Below are 22,726 nucleotides of genomic sequence, written 5' to 3' on the forward strand. Positions count from 1 at the left end.
AATCGCTTACCAGGCCATCTGCAAAATTTCGCGACTGATATCTAAATCAAGATCGCCTGATTCAGACAGTGCAGTCATACCATGTGCTTTGAGTGCCTCGATAACTAACTCGATTTGATCTTGGCTAACATCATGATCGCGCAGGCGGGTTTTTAATCCCACCTGCTGGAAGAACGCCTCGGTTTTCGCTATGGCCTGTTCGATACGGCTATCGTCATCACCCTCAGTGATATCCCAAACGCGCTCGGCATATTGCAGCAGTTTCGCGTGCTTTTGGGTTTTACGGATACGCCATACTGACGGTAGGATCACGGCCAATGTTTGGGCGTGATCGATATTAAACAGTGCCGTTAATTCATGGCCAATCATGTGTGTGGTCCAGTCAAACGGTACCCCGACTCCAATCATGCCGTTAAGGGCAGAGGTGGCGCTCCACATCAGGTTGGCACGTGCTTGATAGTTCTCAGGCTCAGCAACTGTGATAGGGCCTATTTCAATCAGGGTGCGCATAATGCCTTCGGCCATGCGATCTTGCACGCGGGCATCTACCGGGTAGGTGGCATATTGTTCAATCACGTGTACAAAGGCGTCAACCACGCCATTAGCGACCTGAATTTTTGGCAAGCTAAAGGTGAGTGTGGGGTCCAGCATTGAGAAGGTCGGGTAGATGCTCGGATGGTTAACTGGAAACTTACCACCTTGATAGCTGACAACGCCAAAAGCATTCATCTCTGAGCCTGTGGCTGGCAAGGTGGCGATGGTTGCCAGTGGTAACACATCTTTAGCATCGACAGGAACAGGGCTAAAGCCGTGGAACAGTAAGCTGCTGCTATCACCTTCAAACTTAGTCGCCAGAGCAATAAATTTAGTGCCATCCATTACCGAACCGCCACCAACAGCGAGCAGGAAATCGATCGATTCTTTACGCGCCAATTCAGCCGCCTTGACTAACGTTTCAAATTTGGGGTTGGCTTCAATACCACCAAATTCAAACACGGTGCGCGACCCGAGTGCCGCCATTACCTTGTCTAGGGTGCCAAAACGTTTCACGCTGCCGCCGCCATAAGTGACTAATACACGGGCGTCAGCTGGGATTAATTTATCCAGTTCGGCGATTCTGTCTTTACCAAAAACAATGTGGGTCGGATTGCGATAATCAAAATTGAGCATGGTTAAATACCTTTTCATCAAGCTGTAACGTCTAGGGGTAATGTTAGGCTTCTTGGTGTAAACATAAATACCCATTGCTAGTCAATTTGTGCCTATTCCTATCTAATTTAATGGGTATTGATCTTAATTGGGTCAATTTGATGCTTTTTCCTATCTTGATGATAAAATCATCGCCAATAACAATAGAGGCGAATGATGACAAATATTGCAAGTTTGATGATGGCATTAGCACCGCAGGAGGGCTTTAACGACACCGCGATCGCTGGGATTAAGGTGTTTCGAAGTTCCGCCTATGGTTCGCGCGGCCCTATGTGCTATTCCCAAGGTATCTTAATTGTAGGCCAAGGTAAGAAGCGGGTGTATTTGGACAATCAGGTCTTCGATTATGATCCGCACAACTCCTTGGTGATGACTGTGCCTATGCCGCTAGAGTGTGAAACTTTTGCGTCGGTTGCTGAGCCGGTATTAGTGTTAATTGTAGATATTGATTTGCCACAATTGACCCAACTGGTTCGTCTGATGGACGAGTATCATCAGGTGCCAGGCGATCTCAATGAGACTCGCCAACCCGGCTACTTTGTTGCCGCTAACAGCGATGATATGACCTGCTGTATCGAGCGGCTATTACAGGCGATGCAGTCTCCCTTAGAGGCGCAAGTATTAGGGCGTCCTATAGTGCAAGAACTACTTTATCGGTTGCTGGCGCTAGATAATGCCGCGCCTTTGTATGCCTTGGCGCTGAGCCATACCCGTTTGTCGCGTATCGATAAGGCGCTGAGTTTTTTGCATCGTCATTATAGTGATAGCGTTGAGGTAGAGCAGTTAGCCAGCTTGGTGAATATGAGTCCTTCGGCGTTTCATCGCTGTTTTAAAGAGGTGACAGCCTCATCGCCTATCCAGTATTTAAAAAAAATTCGCCTCAATAAGGCGCGTGAATTATTGCAGTTACAACAGCTTAAGGTGAAAGAGGTCGCGCAGGCGGTAGGGTATGAAAGTCCGGCGCAGTTTAGCCGCGAATTCAAGCGTTATTTTAATCAAAGCCCAGGAGCGAGTGGCAAGGCGGTGTTGTAAGGCTTCATTTTCGTCACCGCTTTAACCATGGCTTGTCGTGTGATAGATCATTTGTTGCTAAAGTATGACATGCTTAACAATTATGCAGTTAATCTCGTGCTAGGTGTTGTAACTTATAGCCAGTTCACGTTTTATATATAGCGAAACTGATACTTTTGTGTTCCGCAAAAACGGGTATCTCTTTTTAAGTCTCTATTTATTCATTGGCTTTGCAATCCAAGGTCTGTTTCAGTTAGGAATGTTTATGTCTTCAATTGTTCAAGCGGTGTCAGGTGATATGAGTAAGCCGTATCAAGCGAATATTACTGTGCCCAACTGGATGCTCAGCTCTATGGAACGAGTGATGCAGTACTATGTTGATAAAAATTTGCGACTCGATACCCAGTCAGCGTCTATGATGCCTGCGCCTATCGAGGGCAAAAAGTACATGTTGTATGCGCATATTCCTTTCTGCCATACCTTGTGTTCTTACTGCACTTTTCACCGATTTTTATTTAAAGAGGATAAGGCGCGCGCCTATTTTGTCTCGTTACGCAAAGAGATGGATATGGTAAAAGCATTGGGTTATGACTTTGAATCTATGTATATCGGTGGTGGCACGACCACGGTATTAGAGGATGAGTTAGCGCGTACGATTGAGCATGCTAAGACGCTGTTTCCTAGTATTAAAGAGGTGTCGTGCGAGTCTGATCCACAGCATTTAGACAGTCCTGGCTTTAAACAGTTAAAAGGCTTAGTCGATCGTATGTCGATTGGGGTGCAGAGCTTTAATGATGATATCTTAGCGATGACAGATCGCTTAGATAAGTTCGGCTCGGGCCAAGAGACCTTTGACAAGATCATGGCAGCCAAAGAGTTGTTCCCTATTATCAATGTCGATTTGATCTTTGGTTTTCGTGGTCAAACCGATGAGGTGATCCAACACGACTTGGATATGGCCTCGCGCCTCGATCCGCGTCAAATTACCACCTATCCTTTGATGATCACCCACCAAACGCGTAAGAGCGTTAAAGGTAAACTAGCGGCTCCTCAGGGAGACATGGCCCGTCAATATCGTCAAATCCTCAATAGCCTCAATGGCCAATACAACCAGTTATCGGCATGGGCATTTGGTAAGGCTAATGATGAAGGTTTTGATGAATACGTTATCGATTATGATGAGTATTTGGGGGTGGGATCGGGTTCGTTCAGTTTCCTAAACGATACCCTCTATGTAAATACCTTCTCGTTACGTAAGTATCAAGAGGATATCGCCGCCGGACGTATGGGCGTTGAGCAGCAGAAGAACTACAGCAAGAAAGATGTGATGCAGTATCGTTTCTTATTGGGCATGTTCTCTGGGCGCTTATCGCGTAAGTATTTCCGTGAGACATTCGGGGTCAATTTGGATTGGGCGCTGTTTAAAGAGATGGCTTCGATGAAGGCCATTGGCGCGATTAAGAATGATCCAACCGATCCTGATAACTTGATCGTCACAGATAACGGCAAGATGATGGGCTTGTTAATGATGAAAGAGTTCTACTCTGGCATGGATAACGTCCGTGCTCAGTTGCGTAAGCCGCTTAAGGCCTGCGACATGTAATGGGTTAATCCTCTTGAAATGATAACTAAAAAAGGTTGAACTAGGTTCAGCCTTTTTTGTCTTTAGGAGCCAGCGTTGCGCGAGTTTGAGCAGCAATTTTCACAGTTTATTCAATTACAGCATGCTAGCGATGCGGCGCATGATCTACAGCATGTATTGCGGGTGGTTAAATCGGCTAAGCAATTGTGCCGAGATGAAGCGGCCATCGCCGATGTTGTCGTGCCTGCGGCTTGGTTGCATGATTGTGTGTCGCTGGCGAAAGATCACCCACAGCGTGACCAAGCCTCACGTTTGGCGGCCGACAAAGCTATCGAGTTTTTAGCTCAGATAAGTTATCCGCCAAGGCATTTTAGTGCGATTCACCATGCTATTGTCGCCCACAGCTTTAGTGCCAAAGTGACGCCTCACACTATAGAGGCGCAAATTGTACAAGATGCCGACAGGCTAGATGCGCTTGGTGCGATAGGTATCGTTCGCTGTATTCAGGTTGGCAACAGTTTACAGCGCACCTTATATAGTCTCGATGATCCATTTTGCCAACAGCGTCTCCCAGATGATACGCAATTTACCCTAGATCATTGCTATCAAAAGCTATTGGGTTTAAGTGACACCATGTGTACAGCAGGGGGTCGCCTAGAAGCGCACAAACGTAGCGAGGTTATGCGGGCTTTTTTACAGCAGCTTGCTGGCGAAATAGAGCCTCAGCTGTAGCACGTTCTCTTAGTTTCTCATTGTCCAGTACCAAGCTAGATTATGACAAAGTTGAGCTATTTTAGCCCGCTTGGTATAAAGAGAAGTTGCCGCAAGGCGCATGGTTCATAGCTTGTGCCTAGTGCGTGTTCGCAGCGTTAATTTTAGGGGGTGTGATCATTGTATTATCACACCATCGTCCATTTTGCCGGAGTCCCCATGGCCAATATCTTGCTGGTTGCCAACTTAAATTGTGACCGTATCTTAAAGCTCAATAAGCCGCTAAAGATGGGGGGGCGCTTCCACTATCAAGATGGTGGTGAACGTCTCGGTGGTGGCGGTGCGAATACCGGTATTGGCCTAGTCTGGGCGGGTCACAATGTCGCGCTGGTGAGCCAAGTTGGCCGTGATAAAGTGGGTGATTGGCTATTAGCGCAGGTAAGCACCTTAGGGATCGACTGCCGGCTGATGCAGCGTCATGATGGTAATACTCCTGAAATGCTCTTAGTGATGACTCCCGATGGTGAGCGCACCATTATTCGTCCGCAGCGGCCGTTGTTCGAGTTAGCGGCTCCACCTAAGTGGTCTAACTGGGATGCGCTTTATATTAATTCGTCGGCCGAAGGTGCGGTGAGTTGGGCTAAGACTGCATTAAATCACTGCTGGGTGATAGCGCAGCTGGCTAAAGATAATCGCCCTCGGCCTTGTCATGTGTTAATTGCCTCTAAGGCCGACATGCAAGGGCGAAGTGCATTGTCGCCTTGGCAATACGGTTTGACCATAGCGGGTGCCAGCTTACAAGCCTTTGTGGTGACCGATGGTGAGTCGGGGGCAATGGTATATCAAGCCGATAGTGAGCAGCAGGTGGCGGCGCAGCCTGCCGAGGTGGTTGATACTACTGGGGCTGGCGATGCTTATGCTGCTGGATTAATTCATGGCTTAGTGCTGGGTTACCCAGTGTTAGTTGCCATGGAGGAGGCCGCGCGCTGGGCGGCATTTGCGGTGTCGACTCACAGTTCTATTCCAGGGCCGCAGCTACAGCAATATTTAGAGGCATCGGTGGGCGATAAACTTTGAGGTTGGCACATGGTTTTAGCTTGTAGGCCGTCTCGTTTGACTTTGAATCAATCCGCCGATATTTATTTAACACTGTCATCTTAGTGTCATCATTGCCGCTTATAGTGGCTTCATGGTCATAGCGTAGCGCTGATCAAAAAGTATGACTTCTATTGAGTAGCGTGTTTCTGTTCTCTTGCCCTTATCCTAGGGCATTTTTTTTGTCTGTTATTTATCCCTATTGACGAACTGTTTTGTGGCAACAGCATGATTTAAAAGTTGTAACATTTTGATCTTGTTACGATGTCAATCAGTTGATGACATAAAAATCTCTATGGGTGCTGCTAGCAATCAAGCCATTTTGTGTTAACTTATCTCGAGTTAAAAATGCTATTGATAACATAAAATCCATATATGAATCGCACCATGACCAGCCGAGCTGGGGCTTCACTTCTTTTGGGGTAACGCATGATTGAAAAAATATCAGGCTTGTATGCTGGCGATAAGGCGGGCTTAGTTGCAGCGGTTAACAGCATGATCGATGCAAAGCAGCCATGCCAGCAGTTGCTGGTGGGCACCTTAGCGGTCGAGGGGGATAGTCAGGCCGATCTTAAGCATCATGGCGGATTAGATCGCGTGCTACATCACTTTCCGCGCGAACATTATAGCCAATACCGGCGCTGGGATATGATGACTGGTTTCAAAGATGCACCGGCAATGGGCGAAAATATCAGTACGGTCGGCCTCGACGAAACACAGGTCAATATTGGTGATATCTTTGCCATTGGTGAGGTAAGAGTGCAGGTGACTCAGGGGCGTTCACCTTGTTTTAAACTCAATCATCAATTTGGTCATCCTGAATTTGCCTTAGCGATGCAAACCAGCGGTTTGTGCGGTTGGTTTTACCGCATTTTAACCCCAGGAACCTTGTATTTAAGCGATGGGATCCGCTTGATTGAACGTTGCAGCAATATCAGTGTACGTGAGTCTATGGCGATCTATTTTGCTAATCAATTTGATGCGACTGCTTACGAGCGCCTTGCCCATTGTCCGGGATTAGCACAGGCATGGGTGGTCAATTTACAGCGTCGTTTAGCGAGCCAAAAGATTGAGCCTTGGCAGATGCGTCTGTTTGGCCCAGATGCAACGCATTCAGATTTAAGTGCTTAATAATTAAGATTTATATCTACAATAAATGATGTATTACCAAGGAGAGAGTCGTGACAGAATATGAGGAATTGTCTAGAGATGATAAAAATATGGCGGTAGCGGTGCACCTTGCCAGCTTCTCAGGTTATCTCATTCCGTTGGGGTCGATATTAGGCCCGCTGATTGTGTGGCTGATGAAGCGCGACGAGATTGCGTTTGTCGACCAATGTGGCCGTAACTGTTTAAATTTTAAGATCAGCATCGTGGTCTATGCGCTGATCTGCATGATATTGATGTTTATCGGTATCGGCTTTTTCTTGTTTGGCATACTGGCGATTTTCGATATTGTGGTTACCATCATTGCGGCGATGAAGGCCAGTGAAGGGATCTGCTATCGCTATCCGATGGCGATCTCCTTTTTTAAGTCGTAGGTGTTTTATCAGCAGTTATACTTGTTGTTGACCTACATCTAGATCGTATAAAAAAGCCCGCTGAATGCGGGCTTGTGCGTTTTCTAACCCAAGGTTTTACACCTTAAAACCCGCGACTAAAGCGTCTAAACGTAAGGCCAGCTGATTAAGCGATTGGCTGGCTTGTGCCACGGCATTGGACGTTTCGGTTGTACGCTGGGTGATCTCGCTGATCTCGGTGACATTGCGATTAATGTCCTCTACCACGGTCGATTGCTCTTCAGTTGCTGCAGCCACTTGGATATTCATGTCGCTGATGGCACCAATCTGTTGGCTTATCTCGACTAATGAATGGCGCGCCTTATCAACGGCCTGTACCCCTTGCTCGCTGCGACTTTTGCTTTGCTGCATCGCAGCGACAGCTCGGGCTGCTTCGGCTTGCAAGTTATCAATCATTTTTTGTACTTCATCGGTCGATACTGCGGTGCGAGAGGCGAGATTACGTACCTCTTCAGCAACCACGGCAAAGCCGCGGCCCGCTTCACCGGCCCGCGCCGCTTCAATAGCCGCGTTTAATGCCAATAAATTGGTTTGGTCAGACACGGCGCGGATCACATCTAAAATGCTGCCGATAGACGTAGTATGAGTGGCAAGTGATTCGATAACATCGCCCACTTGTTCAACATCTTGCGACAGGGCGTTGATGGTATCGCGTGCATGGCCGACAACATCTTGGCCCGATTTAGACTCTCGATCGGCCTCTTTTGCGCTGTCTGCCGCTTGTGCCGCATTGCCAGCAATTTCATGTACTGTAGCGCCCATTTCATTAATGGCGGCAACCACCATCATGGTTTGATCTTTCTGCAGCAGGCTGTCATCTAAAGTTTGCTGGGCTTGTTCGGCCACCTCTTTCGCCGCGTGGCTCAGCTGTACGCTGGTGTCGGTAACTTCGATAATAGAGCGTTGAATTTTTTCGATAAAGCTATTAAAGCCTTGCGCTAGTTGGGCCAGTTCATCATTGCCATCGACGGGCAGACGTTGGCGTAAATCGCCTTCGCCTTGGCCAATATCTTGGAGCATGTTAGCGACTTTGGCGATAGGTTGGCTGACAGAGGCTGCGACAACTACGGCCAAACCAATGAAGGCGGCGGCGATCAGTACGGTCCAGATTAAAATTTGGTAGGCGGACTCTTCTAATAAGGCAAACACTTCACTTTCGGGCACTTGAGCTATGACATACCAATCCATCGAGGCTAAATAACTGCTGGCAACGAGTACTGACTCACCGTCAAATTCGGTTCTGATCAGCTTAAATTCACTTTTTGACAATAAGGATTGAGTATCACTTTGCGGATAGAGCGAGGCGATATTAGCACTGCCAATATGGCTGGTATCTTGGTGCAACTGTACCTGACCTTTAGCATCAACAAGGTAGACAAATCCGCTCTGCTCTATGGTGAATGAGCCGAGTAGGCGCACCATATCGTCAAGGGATTTCCCCAGCCCCACTAAACCTCTGTCGTTGGGTTGCTGGTAGTTGATAAACAGTTTTACCTCGCCATTGGCCTCGGTAAACACATTGAGCATGCGCTCTTGACGACTGTCTCTATAGTCGAAGAACCAGCCATCTTGTTCTGGGCTTAGGACACGTAAAAAACCGTCTTGGGTATAATAGGCTCCGGTTTCGCGGTCAGCATAAGAGGTCTGAGCCAGGTGGTACTGCTGCTGCATACTCTTGAGCTGCTCGATGACAATTGCTTCGCTTTCAGCAGGACGTCCGGCGACCAGCCACTGTTTCAACATTTTGCTACTGGCGAGTTGTTCGGCGGCCTCCATTAAGATGGCGATATCCATTTCGATTTTATTGCGGATCGCAAACAGGGTATTAGGCAGTTCAGAGGTCAGCATGCGCTGCTCGACCACATCTTTGGCACTGCGTTGACTGAGCACACCGACGAGGGCGGTCGATAACAACACAGCCAAGGCGACAGTCAGTAAGATTTTTTGTTTAATGGTTAGCATATTAAGCTTCATAGCAGTCACTCACATCTACAATTGTTAAATAGCGGTTAGCCAATTTGGTGAGACAATCTAAGACAGAACATGAGCCATTAAGCATGTTCAAGTTCAGATAGCCTGTGGGGTAGGATGGTGTCAAATATGCGCTTTAAGTAACGCTTGTCGGTATAGTGAGCAATTATGGTTGTATATGAGCACAAGCGCAAGCAAAAAAAACACGCCCATATGGGCGTGTTTCTAGTTAAAACTGAGCTGGTTACATATTAGGGTAGTTGGGGCCTCCGCCGCCTTCTGGCGTAACCCAGGTGATGTTTTGGCTAGGATCTTTAATGTCGCAGGTTTTACAATGGATGCAGTTTTGGGCATTGATCATAAATTTCTTTTCGCCCGCTTCTTCGACGATTTCATACACCCCGGCTGGGCAGTAACGCTGGGCGGGTTCATCAAATTTAACTAGGTTAACCTGCAGCGGAATACTTTCGTCTGTTAAACGCAGGTGACAGAGTTGATCTTCTTCATGATAAGTGTTTGATAAATACACCGAAGAGAGCTTATCGAAGCTGAGCTTACCGTCAGGCTTTGGGTAATCAATTTTATTGTAGGTGCCCACCTCGGCCATTTGAGCGTGATCAGGGTGCTCATCGCGCAGCGTAATAGGAAACTTGCCGCCAAACCAGTTTTGGTCAATATAGTTAAATGCGCCGCCGAGATAAGCGCCAAATTTATGCATTGCAGGGCCAAAATTACGTGAAGTGTAGAGCTCCTCTTGCAGCCAGCTTTGCTCAAATTTTTCTTGGTAACAGTCGAGATCTTTCCCACCTTCTACCCCGGCATGTAATGCATGACAGATGGTTTCGGCAGCAATCATGCCGCTCTTCATTGCTGTGTGGGTGCCTTTTATCTTGGCAAAGTTAAGCGTGCCGGCATCACAGCCGATGATCAGCCCGCCTGGAAAGCTCATTTTGGGCAGTGAATTTAGCCCACCCTTGGTGATGGCGCGCGCGCCATAGCTGATACGTTCACCATTTTGCAGATATTGGCTGATCACTGGGTGGGTCTTATAACGCTGAAACTCATCAAAGGGACTGAGATGTGGATTTTGATAGTTAAGGTCGATAATTAACCCCACCGCCACTTGATTATCTTCTAAGTGATATAGGAAACCGCCACCCGATGCCCCATCATTGAGCGGCCAACCGCCAGTATGGACCACTTTACCTTGCTGGTGCTGCTCGGCAGGAACTTTCCAGATCTCTTTAAACCCGAGGCCATAGTGCTGTGGCGTCTTGCCATTGTCTAGGTGGTATTTTTCTATCAGTTGTTTACCTAAATGACCACGGCAACCTTCACTAAAGACGGTGTATTTGGCATGCAGTTCCATACCCGGTTCATAGCTGTCTTTAGGTTGGCCATCGGCACCAATGCCCATGTCGCCAATGATGATGCCTTTGACGCTGTTGTCGTCATTAAACAGCAGTTCGCTGGCGGGGAAGCCGGGGAAAATCTCAACACCAAGTGCTTCGGCACGTTCTGCCAACCAGCGGGCAAGGTTGCCGACGCTGATGATGTAGTTACCCTCATTGTGCATCGTCTTGGGGATTAAGGCGTTGGGCATGGCACGTGAAGCGGACTCAGAACCCAACATAAAGAGTTCATCGTGAGTGACGGCAGTATGAAGGGGGGCGCCAGTTGTTTTCCAATCGCTAAATAACTCACCCAGCACCTTAGGTTCAAATACGGCGCCAGATAAAATATGTGCGCCGACTTCCGAGCCTTTTTCTACCACGCAGACAGATAGTTCTTGGCCACTGTCTTGAGATATCTGCATCAGTCGGCACGCTGTAGCAAGGCCTGCAGGCCCGGCCCCAACAATCACAACATCAAACTCCATCGATTCGCGTTCCATCACTTCACCTCTTTTGTTGCTTATCCCCCGATTGAAACGGGTGTTTTATTCTTTGCCACACCTTACCTTAAATTTGTTAGATGGCACAGAGTTTAAGCGGTCAAGATAGACTAATTGATAGCGATTCTCTACGTGAGCGCTGTCACAGAATGTTAACGGTGACTTGGGGGCTAAGCAAAAATGTGGCGTGAAAGGTGTTAACTGGTAAGCAATTCGGCCTATAATTAGTAAACGACGGTTCTCCGAGCTTTCTGTCCTACGTCTATGATACGGATAGTGAGCCGTGGCAATAGTGCCACCGGGGTGAGAAGAGAAATTGACTCACCTCCCCTTACTTGGAAAGGTGATCATGTCTCAGCTACAAGACAATTTTGGTCGAAGATTTCACTATTTACGGATGTCAGTCACTGACGTTTGTAATTTCAAATGCACTTACTGCCTTCCTGATGGCTACCGTCCCGATGGTAAGCCTAAGTTTTTAGATCTTAATGAGATTGAAAATCTAGTCGGCGCTTTCGGCGAAGTGGGTACGCAAAAAATTCGTATTACGGGTGGCGAGCCCACACTGCGTAAAGACTTTAGCGACATTATTCGTATTGTGGCCGATAACGACAATATCTCTACTATTGCCACGACGACCAATGGTTATCGCTTAGAAAAGCACGCTAAGGAGTGGTTTGATGCAGGATTAAGACGCATCAACGTCTCTATCGACAGCTTAGACCCGCGCATGTTTTATCAGATCACCGGCGAAAACAAGTTCGATGAGGTGATGCGTGGCGTCGATGCAGCATTATCGGCCGGCTTCGAGCGAGTAAAAATTAATGCAGTTCTGCTTAAAGGGCTGAACGACAAAGATTTACCGCGCTTTTTGCACTGGATTAAAAATACGCCTATCGACCTGCGGTTTATCGAATTGATGGAAACTGGGTTAGGACGTGACTATTTTCAGGCACATCACCTTGCCGGTGCCGACATCAAAACCCAGCTAATACAAGACGGCTGGCATTTAGATCGTTCGGCAGTCGATGATGGGCCAGCACAAAACTTCAGCCATGACGATTTTAAAGGCCGTATTGGTTTGATCATGCCTTATGAGAAAAACTTCTGTGCTAACTGTAATCGTCTGCGGGTATCGGCTAAAGGTAAGTTGCACTTATGCCTATTTACCGAACACGGCGTCGACCTTAGAGACTTGCTACAACAACGTGAGCAGCGCAGCGAGCTTATTGAGCGGCTGCATGGTCAACTGCAGACCAAAAAGCAAACTCATTTTCTTCATGATGGCATCACTGGCGTTACCCAACATTTAGCATCCATTGGCGGTTAATTGGCTTCTATGACCTAACGCAATAACATGGTGTTAGGGCATAGGTATACTCGGCTGCCAGTCAGATGCTTTGGGTAAGGCTGGTTATCGAATCCATTATTGAGTGAAGGGGCGTTATGGGCCATTGTACTACTTCGAAATTCATACCATTAAATATTGCGATCTTAACCCTGTCTGATACTCGCGATTTGAGCCGCGATACGTCGGGCCAGTTTTTAGCCGACGCGGTTGTCGATGCCGGTCATCGCTTGTTGGATCGTCAGTTGTGTAAAGATGATAAATACCAGATCCGGGCGCAGCTATCGCAATGGATAGCGGCCGATGATATACAAGTTATCATCACCACAGGAGGCACTGGCTTTACCGAACGCGACAATACCCCCGAAGCGGTACGCCCACTGTTTGACCGTGATATTGATGGTTTTGGTGAGTTATTTCGCCACATCACTTATAACGAGCTGGGTACGTCGACGGTGCAGTCGCGTGCCTTAGGTGGTTTTGCTAATAAGACGGCAATTTTTTGTTTACCCGGCTCAACTGGGGCCTGCCGCACTGGCTGGAATCAGATTATTAAACAGCAACTTGACGCCACACATAGGCCTTGTAACTTTGTAATGCATCTCAAAAAGGTAGCGACAGATGAGTAATCAATTCACCCATATTAATGCCGACGGTAACGCCCATATGGTCGATGTGACTGAAAAGGCGGTTACCGAGCGCGAAGCCCGCGCCGAAGCCTTTATCGAGATGGCGCCCGCGACCCTCGAGATGATCATGAGTGGCAGTCACCATAAAGGTGACGTATTTGCCACAGCCCGCATTGCCGGTATTCAAGCGGCAAAGAAAACCTCTGACTTAATTCCCCTGTGTCACCCATTGATGCTGACTAAGGTCGAGGTTGAGCTGGAGGCACAGCCCGAATTTAATCGTGTGCGTATTACTAGCCTTTGTAAATTATCGGGCAAGACAGGCGTTGAGATGGAAGCCCTTACCGCGGCTTCGGTGGCGGCGTTAACGATTTACGATATGTGTAAAGCGGTGCAAAAAGATATGCTGATTTCGCAGACACGTCTCTTAGAGAAGCGTGGCGGCAAATCGGGTCACTTCAAGGTATAACGGCTACAAGCGTTTAAGGTATCGATAAATGATAAATGTACTTTTTTTTGCTCAAGTTCGTGAGCTATTGGGTGAAGGTTCGATAAAGGTTGAGGCATCCGATGCAACGTGTACCGCCGAAGGATTACGGGCGCAGCTGGCGGCTAAAGATGACAAATGGGCTAAAGTGATGGCGTCAGATAAATTATTGGTGGCCGTCAATCAAACCATTAGCAGCTGGGATACCCCAGTTGAAGATGGCGATGAAGTGGCCTTCTTTCCTCCTGTGACGGGAGGCTAATATGACAGCGATGTTCGATCGGGTACTGGTGCAGACTGACGATTTTAGCGTGCCACAGGAGTATGCCCGTATTGCCGATGATAACAGCGACGGCGCTGTGGTGACGTTTGTGGGTAAAGTGCGTGATTTCAATGACGGCAGTGTCGTTACCGATCTCACCTTAGAGCATTATCCCGGCATGACAGAGGCCGTACTGCAACAAATCACGGCACAGGCACGTGAGCGCTGGCCGCTCAACAAGGTGACCATTATTCACCGTGTGGGAACCATGGCGCTTGGCGAGCAGATAGTGTTTATTGGTGTCACCAGTGCGCACCGCAAAGCCGCGTTTGCCGCCTGCGAGTTCTTAATCGACTTTTTAAAGACCAAGGCGCCATTTTGGAAACTAGAGGCGGGCGATCAGGGGAAAAACTGGGTCGAAGCCAAAGATGCCGATGAACAAGCGGCGCAGATGTGGCAACAAAAATAGCCCAGATTTAGGGCGTATTCTAAATTGGCGTTTTGCTAGCCTTGGGGAGAGAGGTGTGAAGAGCTTTATTCGCGCAGTGGCGATATTCATCATGTGTGTCGGCGCATCGCCAAGCTGGGCAAGTGATGCCCCCGCCATTGCGGCAGCGGCTAACATTAAGTTTGCACTCGATAAAATTGCCGCTAATTTTACCCAAGATACGGGGCAGCGGGTGCGTATCTCTTATGGTTCTTCGGGTAATTTAGTGGCGCAGATCCGCCATGGTGCGCCATTTGAACTGTTTTTATCTGCCGATGATAAATATATTTATCAGTTGCATAAGCTTGGCGTCACCACTAGCGATGGCGAGCTATATGCCATTGGGCGTTTAGCCTTAGCAGCACCTAAAACCTCTGCGTTAGCATTAGATCCTCAGCTAGAGGGGTTAAAAACCATGCTGCAACAAGGTCAGCTGCAACGGTTTGCCATTGCCAATCCCGATCATGCGCCCTATGGTGAGCGAGCCCGGGAATACCTTGAGCATCTTGGCATGTGGCAGCACATCCAATCTCACCTTATATTTGGTGAAAATGTCTCCCAAGCGGCTCAATTTGCCTTGAGTGGCTCCACCGATGGCGGCATTGTGGCGTTATCTTTGGCGATGGCGCCCCAATTTCAAGCGGTTGGCCATTATGTGGCGCTGCCCAGTGATTGGCATACGCCGCTCAATCAACGCATGGTATTGACTGAGAAAGCGGGCGATACCGCCAAACTCTTTTATGATTACCTGCAGCAGGCAAAGTCGCGTGCTGTATTTACCGAGTTTGGTTTTGGTTTGCCTGAACTCACATCTCCGGGAGCGTAATAGATGGATTGGCAGGCGTTAGGTTTATCGATCAAATTAAGCTCTGTCACTGTGTTGATTCTGATCCCTTTCGCTATCTGGGTGGGGCGCTTGTTAGCCTATCATCAATTTCGCGGCAAATCTTGGGTCGAAGCCTTGATCATGGTGCCTTTGGTGTTACCGCCTACCGTTATCGGCTATTACCTGTTGGTGGGACTTGGCAGTCAGTCTTGGTTAGGCCAGTTGCTACAAAATGTGCTTGGGCAGCAGTTAGTATTCCACTTTTCAGGGCTGGTGGTCGCCTCGGTGTTAGTCAATATTCCGTTTGCTATTCAGCCCATTCAACGTGCCTTTGAGGCAGTACCCGAAGAGGTGCGTGACGCTGCAGCGTGTTGTGGTATGAGTCCGTTTAAAGCGTTAACCAAAATTGAGCTGCCCCTCGTATGGCCTGGTGTGCTGACCGCCTTAGTACTCTGTTTTTCGCATGTATTGGGTGAATTTGGGGTGGTATTGATGATGGGCGGCAACATTGCCGGTGAAACTAAGACCATCGCCATCTCGATTTATGACAGCGTACAAGCCTTCGATTTTGCCAGTGCAGGGCAGATGTCGTTGGTATTACTGCTGTTTGCGGTTACGGCGCTGGCGCTGACCACCAGTCTGTCACGCCGCTTAGGAGGCTTAAGTGTCTCAAGACGTCGCTGATCTGTATTGCAGGGTTAATCAAACCCAAGAGATAGTGCTCGATGCCGAGTTTACCTGCCGTGCTGGAGAAGTGTTGGCGGTAGTGGGGCCATCGGGAGGCGGTAAGTCGACGCTACTGCGGATGATCGCCGGATTAGCCAAGCCTCAAGCGGGTGAGATCCGCTACGGTGAGCGTCAGTGGTTTAATAGCCAGCAGGGCGATTACCTTACCCCACAGCAGCGTCATTTAGGCTATGTGCCGCAACACTTTGGCTTGTTTCCCAATATGACGGCGCTCGAAAATGTGGTGGCTGCGCTCGATCATATCCCCAAGGCCGAGCGAGTTGAGCGGGCCAAAGATTGGTTAGAGCGAGTCAATTTACACGGTCTACCGGACCGACTCCCGGCTAATTTGTCGGGCGGTCAACGTCAACGGGTTGCTTTAGCGCGAGCGTTGGCGCGTCAGCCTTCGGTATTGCTGCTTGATGAGCCTTTTTCTGCGGTCGATCGTGAAACCCGCGAGCGCCTGTATCTTGAGTTAGCGAGGCTTAAAGAGCAGTTATCGATTCCGGTGATTATGGTCACTCATGATCTCAATGAAGCCCTGTTGCTCGCCGATAGCATGATTTTAATCAGCCAAGGCGTGTTGTTACAACAAGGCGCTCCCAGAGACGTACTCACCCGGCCACGTAATGAAGCGGTGGCAAAGCAGATGGGACTGCGCAATGTGTTTGATGCTGAGGTGGTGGCGCAAGAAGAAGCGCGGCAGATCACTTGGTTGAAGTTTGGTGAGCACCTCATCGCCAGCAGTTATTTTGACAGCCTAGATATTGGCTCCACGGTGCGCTGGGTGATCCCCAATCAAGGCATTCGGTTTAACTCCATTGCTAAGGGGCGTCTGTGTCGGAGCTTTAACAAGTTGATTATCACAGTGGAGTCGACCTTGGCAATGGGTGAAACCATGCGCATCGTTGCCAGTATCAAGGGGGTAAAACATAGCCTCAATGCCGAGGTGCCGTTACATTTGGCGCAAAAGCTGGCCCTAGCCCCTGGGGTTGAGACTGAGGTGGCACTGAAATCAGAGCTTATCCATATCTTAGAAACCAGCGTTGCAGACTAGATGAACTCCGTAGATTGTATGATCAATGATTAATCTCTTTTCCATCTCTTTTCCATCATAGTGACTCTACAATAGCGCTTATTATGATCGGTGCGGTAGAGGAGCATAAAAGATGGCTAAAAAACTGACGGGTTCATTAATATTAGCTTGTGTACTGACTTTACCTAGCGTGGTGGCTTATAGCTATGCCAGCTCATCTGTGGCGCAGACGGCAGCAGAAGCGGCTAAGGCTAAGCCCGATACTCCCGTTGCGCTCACTGGACACTTGGTAAAGAGCCTAGGGGAGGAAAAATACCTGTTTAAAGACCACAGCGGTGAGGTCGAAGTCGAAATCGACAATGCCTTATGGCGTGATATTGAGGTGTTGACTAACACCACAGTCACCCTAAAAGGTGAGGTGGATGATGAATGGCAAGGGGTTGAGATTGAAATTGATGCAATCGATCTCCTAGCAGATTAACACTAGCCCGCAGCTTGTTGCTGGGGTTAAGATACCGATATTAAACATTTTATGGAGGAGTTATGGCTCGTTGGTTAATCAGTTTAGTGCTGTTATCTAGTGTCAGTGTTGCTGGGGTTGCCAACGCGAACTCGACAGTACTGGAGTTACTATCAGATAGCCAGAGTCTGACGCCGCAGCAGCTGATTGCGCAAGCGGAAAAAAGTTACCCTGGCGTGATTTCAGAATTTGATATCGATGTGATTAATGGTGAGCTGATCTATGAAGTGAGTATGATCGACACCCAAGCCGATACCGTCACAGAATTTGAATTTTGGGCTAAAGATGGCAAGCTTATTAGGCAGAAAGTGGCAACCTTAGAGGCCGACGATCGTGACGAACTGAAAGCAGTGCGCATGATGCAAGAGATGGATCTGGGTTTTTCACAGTTGCTTAAAACAGCCATGGGCGATAGCACGGCGCATATTGTCGAAGCGCAACTCGATCATGACTTGGGGATCAGTTACCTTGAGCTCAAATTAATTGATCAACATGGCAAACGTCGCTTGGCGTTTGATATTGAAAACCAGCGGCCTTTGCCCCTACTAAAGTGGGATTAATTGAATGAAAATATTGCTCGTAGAAGATGATGCCACCACAATTGATTATGTGGTGAAAGGCTTTACCGAACAGGGGCACAATATTGAAACCGCAAGCGATGGCCATCAAGGTCTGCTGCTTGCCACGAGTATGCAATACGATCTGATTATCTTAGACCGTATGTTGCCCCAGCTTGACGGACTCAAGGTATTAGCCGCGCTACGAGCAACGGGTAATCAAACCCCAGTGCTTATCTTATCGGCCCTTAGCCACGTGGATGAGCGAGTTAAGGGGCTTAGAGCCGGCGGCGATGATTACATGACTAAGCCCTTTGCCTTTTCTGAGCTGTTAGTGCGTGCAGAAAAACTGATGCAGCGAGGTAACTCTACCCCTGCGCACACCGAATTAGCCGTCGGCAATTTGGTGATGGAACTACTAACGCGTAAAGTGACCTTAGCTGGCCATGAGATCCTGTTGCAACCAAAAGAATTCCAACTACTTAAGTACTTGATGGAACATCCTAATCAGGTGATCAGTCGTACCTTACTGTTTGAAGCAGTATGGGACTATCACTTCGATCCGCGCACCAATGTGATTGATGTGCATATTGCTAAGCTGCGTCGCAAGTTTGAAGAGCTTGGTTTTGGTGAATTAATCGAAACCGTTCGAGGGGCTGGTTATCGCCTACGTCAAGGGCATTAAGCCTTACCAGAGTAGTGCCTGGCGGATCACTATCATCTTTTCAGGTTTAGTGACCCTGATCATCGGCACCTTGCTATTTGGTATGTATCGCCAGCTGATTAACGAGCAAGATCTGCAAACCAATCAGCATTTAGCGGCAGAAAAACAGCGCTATCAACAGATGGCGCTGACGCTCGATAGACGCAGTTTTGCGACTCAAATCCGTACCGCCGATCCTAAAACCGCCTTAGTGGTGTGGCGTAGCTCGCTCGATCTTGTCGGGGCCTTGAGCCTTATGCCTGACGATATGCCTATTTTGCCTGAAACCCGAGAGTTTCCTATTTTGGCGGGTGGCGCAGACAAGCTGCATATTTTAACCGGTGGCTTAGTTATCACCCGTTATGGCCCAGTGTTAATTGCCACGCGAACCGACCAGCTAGCGACCCTCATCGAGCGATTTGTGAACGCGGCGATCACCGCTCTGATGTTGACCATTGTATTAACCTTAGCCCTAGGTTACTTGTTTTCTAAGGCGATTCTCCGCCGCTTAGTGCAGTACAATCGCTTAAGCCGGCGCATTGAAAAAGGGGAGTATTCGACACGGTTACCCGTGAGTTGGCGCCAAGATGAATTCGACATGCTGGCGGGTAAGTTTAATGGCGTGCTCGACACGCTAGAAAACAACCTTAACGCGGTGCGAGGGGCTACCGATAATATCGCGCACGATTTACGCACTCCTTTGTCGCATCTGCGCATGGGGATAGAACAACTGCCGAATAAGTCGGCCGATGAGCTCGGCGAAGCCTGCGCAATTTTAACTGAAGAGCTGGACGATTGTTTAGCTACCTTTGATGCTATGTTGTCGTTAACTCGTATCGAAGAAGGGCAGCAAATTCTCGAGTTACAGCCTCTAAGTCTACAAGCCATGTGTAGTGATTTATATGAGATGGCGGATGCAATGGCGGAGCTTAACGAGCAAACATTGTCGCTGCAGACCGCTGACGATTATACGGTGATGGGTGATAAATACCTGTTGTTCCAAGCTTTATTTAATCTGGTCGATAATGCGATTAAGTATGCAGGCCAAGGCGCCAGCGTGCAGATAGTACAGCGTGGCAATCAAGTTCAAATTATCGATAATGGCCCAGGTATTCCGCCAGAGGCGACCGAAAAGGTGTTTGATCGCTTAGTACGGCTTGATCCAAGTCGTCACCATAAAGGCACCGGGTTAGGGTTATCGCTAGTGAAAGCCATTCTGCAGCGTCATAATGCGCGTATTACTCTTAGCGACAATCAACCTGGGTTGATTGTCACCATTGAATTCTCCTAATCTACATAGGTCAATATGTATCAAATCATTGCCGATGAAGTCGATTTTTTAGTGATCGACAAGTCGCCCAAGGTGCATTTTCACAGTCAAGATGGTAGCGCCGGCGTGATGGCGCAGATTGAGCTAGATTTAGCGATTAAGCTCTATTCTGTGCATCGGCTCGACACCATGACCTCAGGGCTATTGTTGTTTGCTAAAAGTAGCCAAGCTGCGGCCCGTTTTACGGCGATGTTTACCGCGCACCAAATTCAGAAATATTACCTCGCGCTGGCGAAGGGGAAACCTAAGAAGAAGCAGGGCAGTATTGTTGGCGATATGGCAAAGTCGCGCCGTAGCATGTATAAATTACTACGTAGCATTGAAAATCCGGCGGTGACGCAGTTTTTTTCGCAGTCGGTTGACGAAGGTCTGCGGCTCTATTTGCTGAAACCATTAAGTGGTAAGACGCACCAGTTACGCGTAGCGTTGGCCAGTATCGGTGTGCCTATTTTAGGGGATGAGCTTTATGGTGGCGCGACCGCGGATCGGGGTTACTTACACGCCTATGGTTTACATTTTGAGTGGTCAGGAAACATGTATTCTTACTTAGTAGCGCCGACATCGGGTGAATGGTTTGGCCATGAGGCCATTAAGCGTCAGTTACACACATGGGCTGAGCCTGAGTTGTTAGCTTGGCCAAAGCAAAAATGATGACAAAAGGAAGAGGCTAAAATGGATACAAATAAATTATTACTGGTGATTATTGCCATCTTATTGCCCCCAGTTGCCGTATTTTTAAAAAGTGGCGTTGGCCAAGATCTGTTGATCAATGTGATCCTATGTTTGCTATTTTTTATCCCCGGAATGCTGCATGCACTCTGGGTAGTGACTAAATGATAAGCAGATGATGAAAACAAAAGCACAGTTAAGGCTGTGCTTTTTTGTGGGTGATTTTCAGGATAGTTTTTTTCGTTACTGCCTGATTTTAAATTACTTAACCTTGAAGGTGACTTGCGATTTTGAGTTAGATCACATAATTTTATGGGGTAAAATTTGGCGCAAAAATGTACTGACGCAGCGGTGCGAGCTCACAAATGAGCTTTTTTGGGGTATACTCGCCGTCATGAATAGAAAGAAAAAAATCAATCAAACCCTGAAAGCTAAGGCCAAGAAAGCCAATGCTAAGCTGCACCACACGGGGAAGCCTAAGTATATTTCGAAGGCTGAACGTGAGCGTTTAGCGGTTGAGATTGAACATTCATCCGAAAATGCGTCTTAGCACTAAGCGCATAAATTTACCCAATTTCATTTTCCAGTCACTGAGATAATCATCCATTTATAGAAATCGCTCGGATGCGTTGCAGAGTTACTCTGTTGGCGTATTTGTATAGCGCGTGGCGGTTACCGATTATGCTTAATCAATCGTTAACTCACCAAATGGGATTGTTTTAACCGCGGACTTATTTTGTTATGAGTTTAGCGCACAAGGTGAGGCCGCGATAGACGCTGTAGTATCGGTCGTTGCGGACGGTTTTGCCGAAATAGGAGTGTTATGAATACTGTTTATTCTGTTGGAGAGCTCGAGTCTTTTTTGGTGGCTATTTTAGTCCTCTTTCTCGGTCACTCAGTTAATCGTCATGTATCTGTATTTAAAAAATATAATATCCCAGAACCGATTGTGGGTGGTTTAATCATCGCAGCGGTTATCGCCATACTGCATTTTAATCAGATCTCGTTAGAGTTTACGCTGTCGATGCAGAACACCTTGATGATGATGTTTTTTGCCACAGTAGGATTAGCGGCAAGTTATAAGTTATTGATGAAAGGCGGCACTAAGGTTTTTCTCTTTTTAGGTATCGCCTCTTTATATATCGTGATTCAAAATGCGGTGGGGGTTGGTATGGCTACCGCGTTAGGGCTAGAACCTCTAATGGGGTTGATTGCAGGGTCAATAACTCTGTCGGGTGGCCACGGTACGGGTGCCGCTTGGGCGCAAACGTTCTCTGAAAACTACGGCATCAATACCCTTGAGTTTGCGATGGCGGCAGCCACGTTTGGCCTCGTAATGGGCGGTATTATTGGTGGCCCTGTTGCACAGCGACTCATCAATAAGCATGGCCTAGTATCCTCTTATGGTGTGGGTGGCAACCATCATAAAGATCACCCAGATTTAGTGACCTATGATCAGTTAGAAGAAGACCGAGTTACCGCTAAGAGTATTCTTGAGGTGCTGTTTATTTTGCTGCTATGTGTGGGCGGAGCAAAATGGTTTAGCTCGTTGGTGAGTATGTTCGAACTCAACTGGTTACGAATGCCTGACTTTGTTTATGCATTGTTTTTTGGCGTGATGATCACCAATATCACTGAGTTATCGCGTGGCTATAAAATTAATAGCGAAAGCGTAGATGTGATTGGTACCGTGTCTTTATCGCTGTTTTTGGCGATGGCATTGATGAACTTAAAGCTGTGGGAAATTTTTGACCTCGCGGTGCCGCTATTGATTATTTTACTGATTCAAACGGTAGTGTTAGCGCTATTTGCCTACTTTGTTACCTTTAAACTGATGGGCAGTAATTATGATGCCGCAGTAATGGCGGGTGGTCACTGTGGTTTTGGTATGGGGGCGACGCCAACCGCAGTGATGAATATGGGGGCATTAGTCTCGAGAACAGGGCCTTCGCCACAAGCCTTTATGGTGGTGCCCATTGTTGGTGCTTTCTTTATCGATATCGTCAATGTAGTGATTTTAAAAGGCTATTTGAGCTTTATCATGTAAACATTAGCATGGCGCGCCATGTTGCTCGCTTTGCTTAAACGACTTA

General features: G+C 47.8%; 25 protein-coding genes and 1 riboswitch. Of the genes, 22 read left to right on the plus strand and 3 right to left on the minus strand.

The annotated features are described in order from the left end of the window. Nucleotides 1–6 precede the first annotated feature (6 nt). Nucleotides 7–1,170, minus strand: coding sequence for an iron-containing alcohol dehydrogenase (locus DVO77_RS13330; RefSeq protein ID WP_119978708.1), 1,164 nt, complete (start codon nt 1,168–1,170; stop codon nt 7–9). 192 nt (nt 1,171–1,362) lie between these two features. Between DVO77_RS13330 and DVO77_RS13335 the strand changes: the two genes are divergently transcribed. The 6 genes from DVO77_RS13335 to DVO77_RS13360 all read left to right on the plus strand — a co-directional run bounded on the left by DVO77_RS13335 (nt 1,363) and on the right by DVO77_RS13360 (nt 7,149). Beyond that, nucleotides 1,363–2,241 carry an AraC family transcriptional regulator gene (locus tag DVO77_RS13335; RefSeq protein ID WP_249038176.1) on the plus strand — a complete coding sequence of 293 codons (879 nt, stop codon included), beginning with the start codon at nt 1,363–1,365 and terminating at the stop codon, nt 2,239–2,241. 244 nt (nt 2,242–2,485) lie between these two features. Continuing rightward, nucleotides 2,486–3,823, plus strand: a complete 1,338-nt coding sequence (locus DVO77_RS13340) for a coproporphyrinogen III oxidase family protein (RefSeq protein ID WP_110458735.1) — start codon at nt 2,486–2,488, stop codon at nt 3,821–3,823. A gap of 75 nt (nt 3,824–3,898) precedes the next feature. Further along, complete coding sequence (locus DVO77_RS13345; protein ID WP_119978679.1) at nt 3,899–4,534, plus strand: HD domain-containing protein; 636 nt, start codon at nt 3,899–3,901, stop codon at nt 4,532–4,534. Nucleotides 4,535–4,732: 198 nt separating this feature from the next. Further along, nucleotides 4,733–5,590 carry a PfkB family carbohydrate kinase gene (locus DVO77_RS13350; RefSeq protein WP_110458733.1) on the plus strand — a complete coding sequence of 286 codons (858 nt, stop codon included), beginning with the start codon at nt 4,733–4,735 and terminating at the stop codon, nt 5,588–5,590. A 447-nt stretch (nt 5,591–6,037) separates the two neighbouring features. After that, nucleotides 6,038–6,739, plus strand: coding sequence for an MOSC domain-containing protein (locus DVO77_RS13355; RefSeq protein WP_119978680.1), 702 nt, complete (start codon nt 6,038–6,040; stop codon nt 6,737–6,739). 89 nt (nt 6,740–6,828) lie between these two features. After that, a complete protein-coding gene (locus DVO77_RS13360) occupies nt 6,829–7,149 on the plus strand; it encodes a DUF4870 domain-containing protein (protein ID WP_119978709.1) in 321 nt (106 codons plus the stop codon). Nucleotides 7,150–7,245: 96 nt separating this feature from the next. Here the strand turns inward: DVO77_RS13360 and DVO77_RS13365 are convergent, their stop codons facing one another. Both DVO77_RS13365 and DVO77_RS13370 read right to left on the minus strand, forming a co-directional pair. Continuing rightward, nucleotides 7,246–9,162, minus strand: coding sequence for a methyl-accepting chemotaxis protein (locus DVO77_RS13365; protein ID WP_119978681.1), 1,917 nt, complete (start codon nt 9,160–9,162; stop codon nt 7,246–7,248). 241 nt (nt 9,163–9,403) lie between these two features. After that, nucleotides 9,404–11,053, minus strand: coding sequence for an electron transfer flavoprotein-ubiquinone oxidoreductase (locus DVO77_RS13370; RefSeq protein ID WP_119978682.1), 1,650 nt, complete (start codon nt 11,051–11,053; stop codon nt 9,404–9,406). A 228-nt stretch (nt 11,054–11,281) separates the two neighbouring features. Next, a riboswitch (molybdenum cofactor riboswitch) is annotated at nt 11,282–11,415 on the plus strand. On the opposite strand from DVO77_RS13370, the gene moaA reads away from it, so the two are divergent. From moaA to gltS, 16 genes are all read left to right on the plus strand, one after another. Then, complete coding sequence (moaA, locus tag DVO77_RS13375) at nt 11,403–12,383, plus strand: GTP 3',8-cyclase MoaA (protein ID WP_110458729.1); 981 nt, start codon at nt 11,403–11,405, stop codon at nt 12,381–12,383. Its footprint overlaps the riboswitch before it by 13 nt. 116 nt (nt 12,384–12,499) lie before the next feature. After that, the gene (moaB, locus tag DVO77_RS13380; protein WP_110458728.1) at nt 12,500–13,030 is read left to right on the plus strand and encodes a molybdenum cofactor biosynthesis protein B; all 531 of its coding nucleotides are present in this window, start codon (nt 12,500–12,502) and stop codon (nt 13,028–13,030) included. Beyond that, nucleotides 13,023–13,499: a cyclic pyranopterin monophosphate synthase MoaC gene (moaC, locus tag DVO77_RS13385; RefSeq protein ID WP_110458727.1), complete on the plus strand. Its 477-nt coding sequence runs from the start codon at nt 13,023–13,025 to the stop codon at nt 13,497–13,499. The genes moaB and moaC overlap by 8 nt, the downstream gene beginning before the upstream one ends. 28 nt (nt 13,500–13,527) lie before the next feature. Beyond that, nucleotides 13,528–13,779, plus strand: a complete 252-nt coding sequence (moaD, locus tag DVO77_RS13390) for a molybdopterin synthase sulfur carrier subunit (RefSeq protein ID WP_110458726.1) — start codon at nt 13,528–13,530, stop codon at nt 13,777–13,779. Nucleotide 13,780: 1 nt separating this feature from the next. After that, nucleotides 13,781–14,248, plus strand: a complete 468-nt coding sequence (gene moaE, locus DVO77_RS13395) for a molybdopterin synthase catalytic subunit MoaE (RefSeq protein ID WP_162924193.1) — start codon at nt 13,781–13,783, stop codon at nt 14,246–14,248. A 91-nt stretch (nt 14,249–14,339) separates the two neighbouring features. Continuing rightward, complete coding sequence (modA, locus tag DVO77_RS13400; RefSeq protein WP_119978711.1) at nt 14,340–15,092, plus strand: molybdate ABC transporter substrate-binding protein; 753 nt, start codon at nt 14,340–14,342, stop codon at nt 15,090–15,092. Nucleotides 15,093–15,095: 3 nt separating this feature from the next. Continuing rightward, nucleotides 15,096–15,776 (plus strand): molybdate ABC transporter permease subunit, encoded by a 681-nt coding sequence (gene modB / locus DVO77_RS13405; protein WP_119978683.1) that lies wholly within the window; start codon nt 15,096–15,098, stop codon nt 15,774–15,776. Next, entirely contained in the window at nt 15,757–16,875 is a 1,119-nt protein-coding gene (locus DVO77_RS13410) for an ABC transporter ATP-binding protein (protein WP_119978684.1), read from the plus strand. The genes modB and DVO77_RS13410 overlap by 20 nt, the downstream gene beginning before the upstream one ends. A gap of 112 nt (nt 16,876–16,987) precedes the next feature. Then, nucleotides 16,988–17,335: a NirD/YgiW/YdeI family stress tolerance protein gene (locus DVO77_RS13415; protein ID WP_110458723.1), complete on the plus strand. Its 348-nt coding sequence runs from the start codon at nt 16,988–16,990 to the stop codon at nt 17,333–17,335. Between the two features lie 62 nt (nt 17,336–17,397). Beyond that, the gene (locus tag DVO77_RS13420; RefSeq protein WP_119978685.1) at nt 17,398–17,934 is read left to right on the plus strand and encodes a PepSY domain-containing protein; all 537 of its coding nucleotides are present in this window, start codon (nt 17,398–17,400) and stop codon (nt 17,932–17,934) included. Between the two features lie 4 nt (nt 17,935–17,938). After that, entirely contained in the window at nt 17,939–18,616 is a 678-nt protein-coding gene (locus tag DVO77_RS13425; RefSeq protein WP_119978686.1) for a response regulator transcription factor, read from the plus strand. A 49-nt stretch (nt 18,617–18,665) separates the two neighbouring features. Beyond that, entirely contained in the window at nt 18,666–19,925 is a 1,260-nt protein-coding gene (locus DVO77_RS13430; RefSeq protein WP_110458720.1) for a sensor histidine kinase, read from the plus strand. A gap of 15 nt (nt 19,926–19,940) precedes the next feature. Next, nucleotides 19,941–20,615: a TIGR01621 family pseudouridine synthase gene (locus DVO77_RS13435; protein WP_110458719.1), complete on the plus strand. Its 675-nt coding sequence runs from the start codon at nt 19,941–19,943 to the stop codon at nt 20,613–20,615. A 21-nt stretch (nt 20,616–20,636) separates the two neighbouring features. Next, complete coding sequence (locus tag DVO77_RS13440; RefSeq protein ID WP_110458718.1) at nt 20,637–20,801, plus strand: YqaE/Pmp3 family membrane protein; 165 nt, start codon at nt 20,637–20,639, stop codon at nt 20,799–20,801. 7 nt (nt 20,802–20,808) lie between these two features. Next, nucleotides 20,809–21,183: a DUF2986 domain-containing protein gene (locus DVO77_RS19310; RefSeq protein ID WP_249038177.1), complete on the plus strand. Its 375-nt coding sequence runs from the start codon at nt 20,809–20,811 to the stop codon at nt 21,181–21,183. Nucleotides 21,184–21,456: 273 nt separating this feature from the next. After that, on the plus strand, nt 21,457–22,680 hold the full coding sequence (gene gltS / locus DVO77_RS13450; RefSeq protein ID WP_110458717.1) for a sodium/glutamate symporter: 1,224 nt from the start codon (nt 21,457–21,459) through the stop codon (nt 22,678–22,680). Nucleotides 22,681–22,726: the final 46 nt, after the last annotated feature.

The sequence above is a fragment of the Shewanella algidipiscicola genome (assembly GCF_003605125.1).
Taxonomy (GTDB): domain Bacteria; phylum Pseudomonadota; class Gammaproteobacteria; order Enterobacterales; family Shewanellaceae; genus Shewanella; species Shewanella algidipiscicola.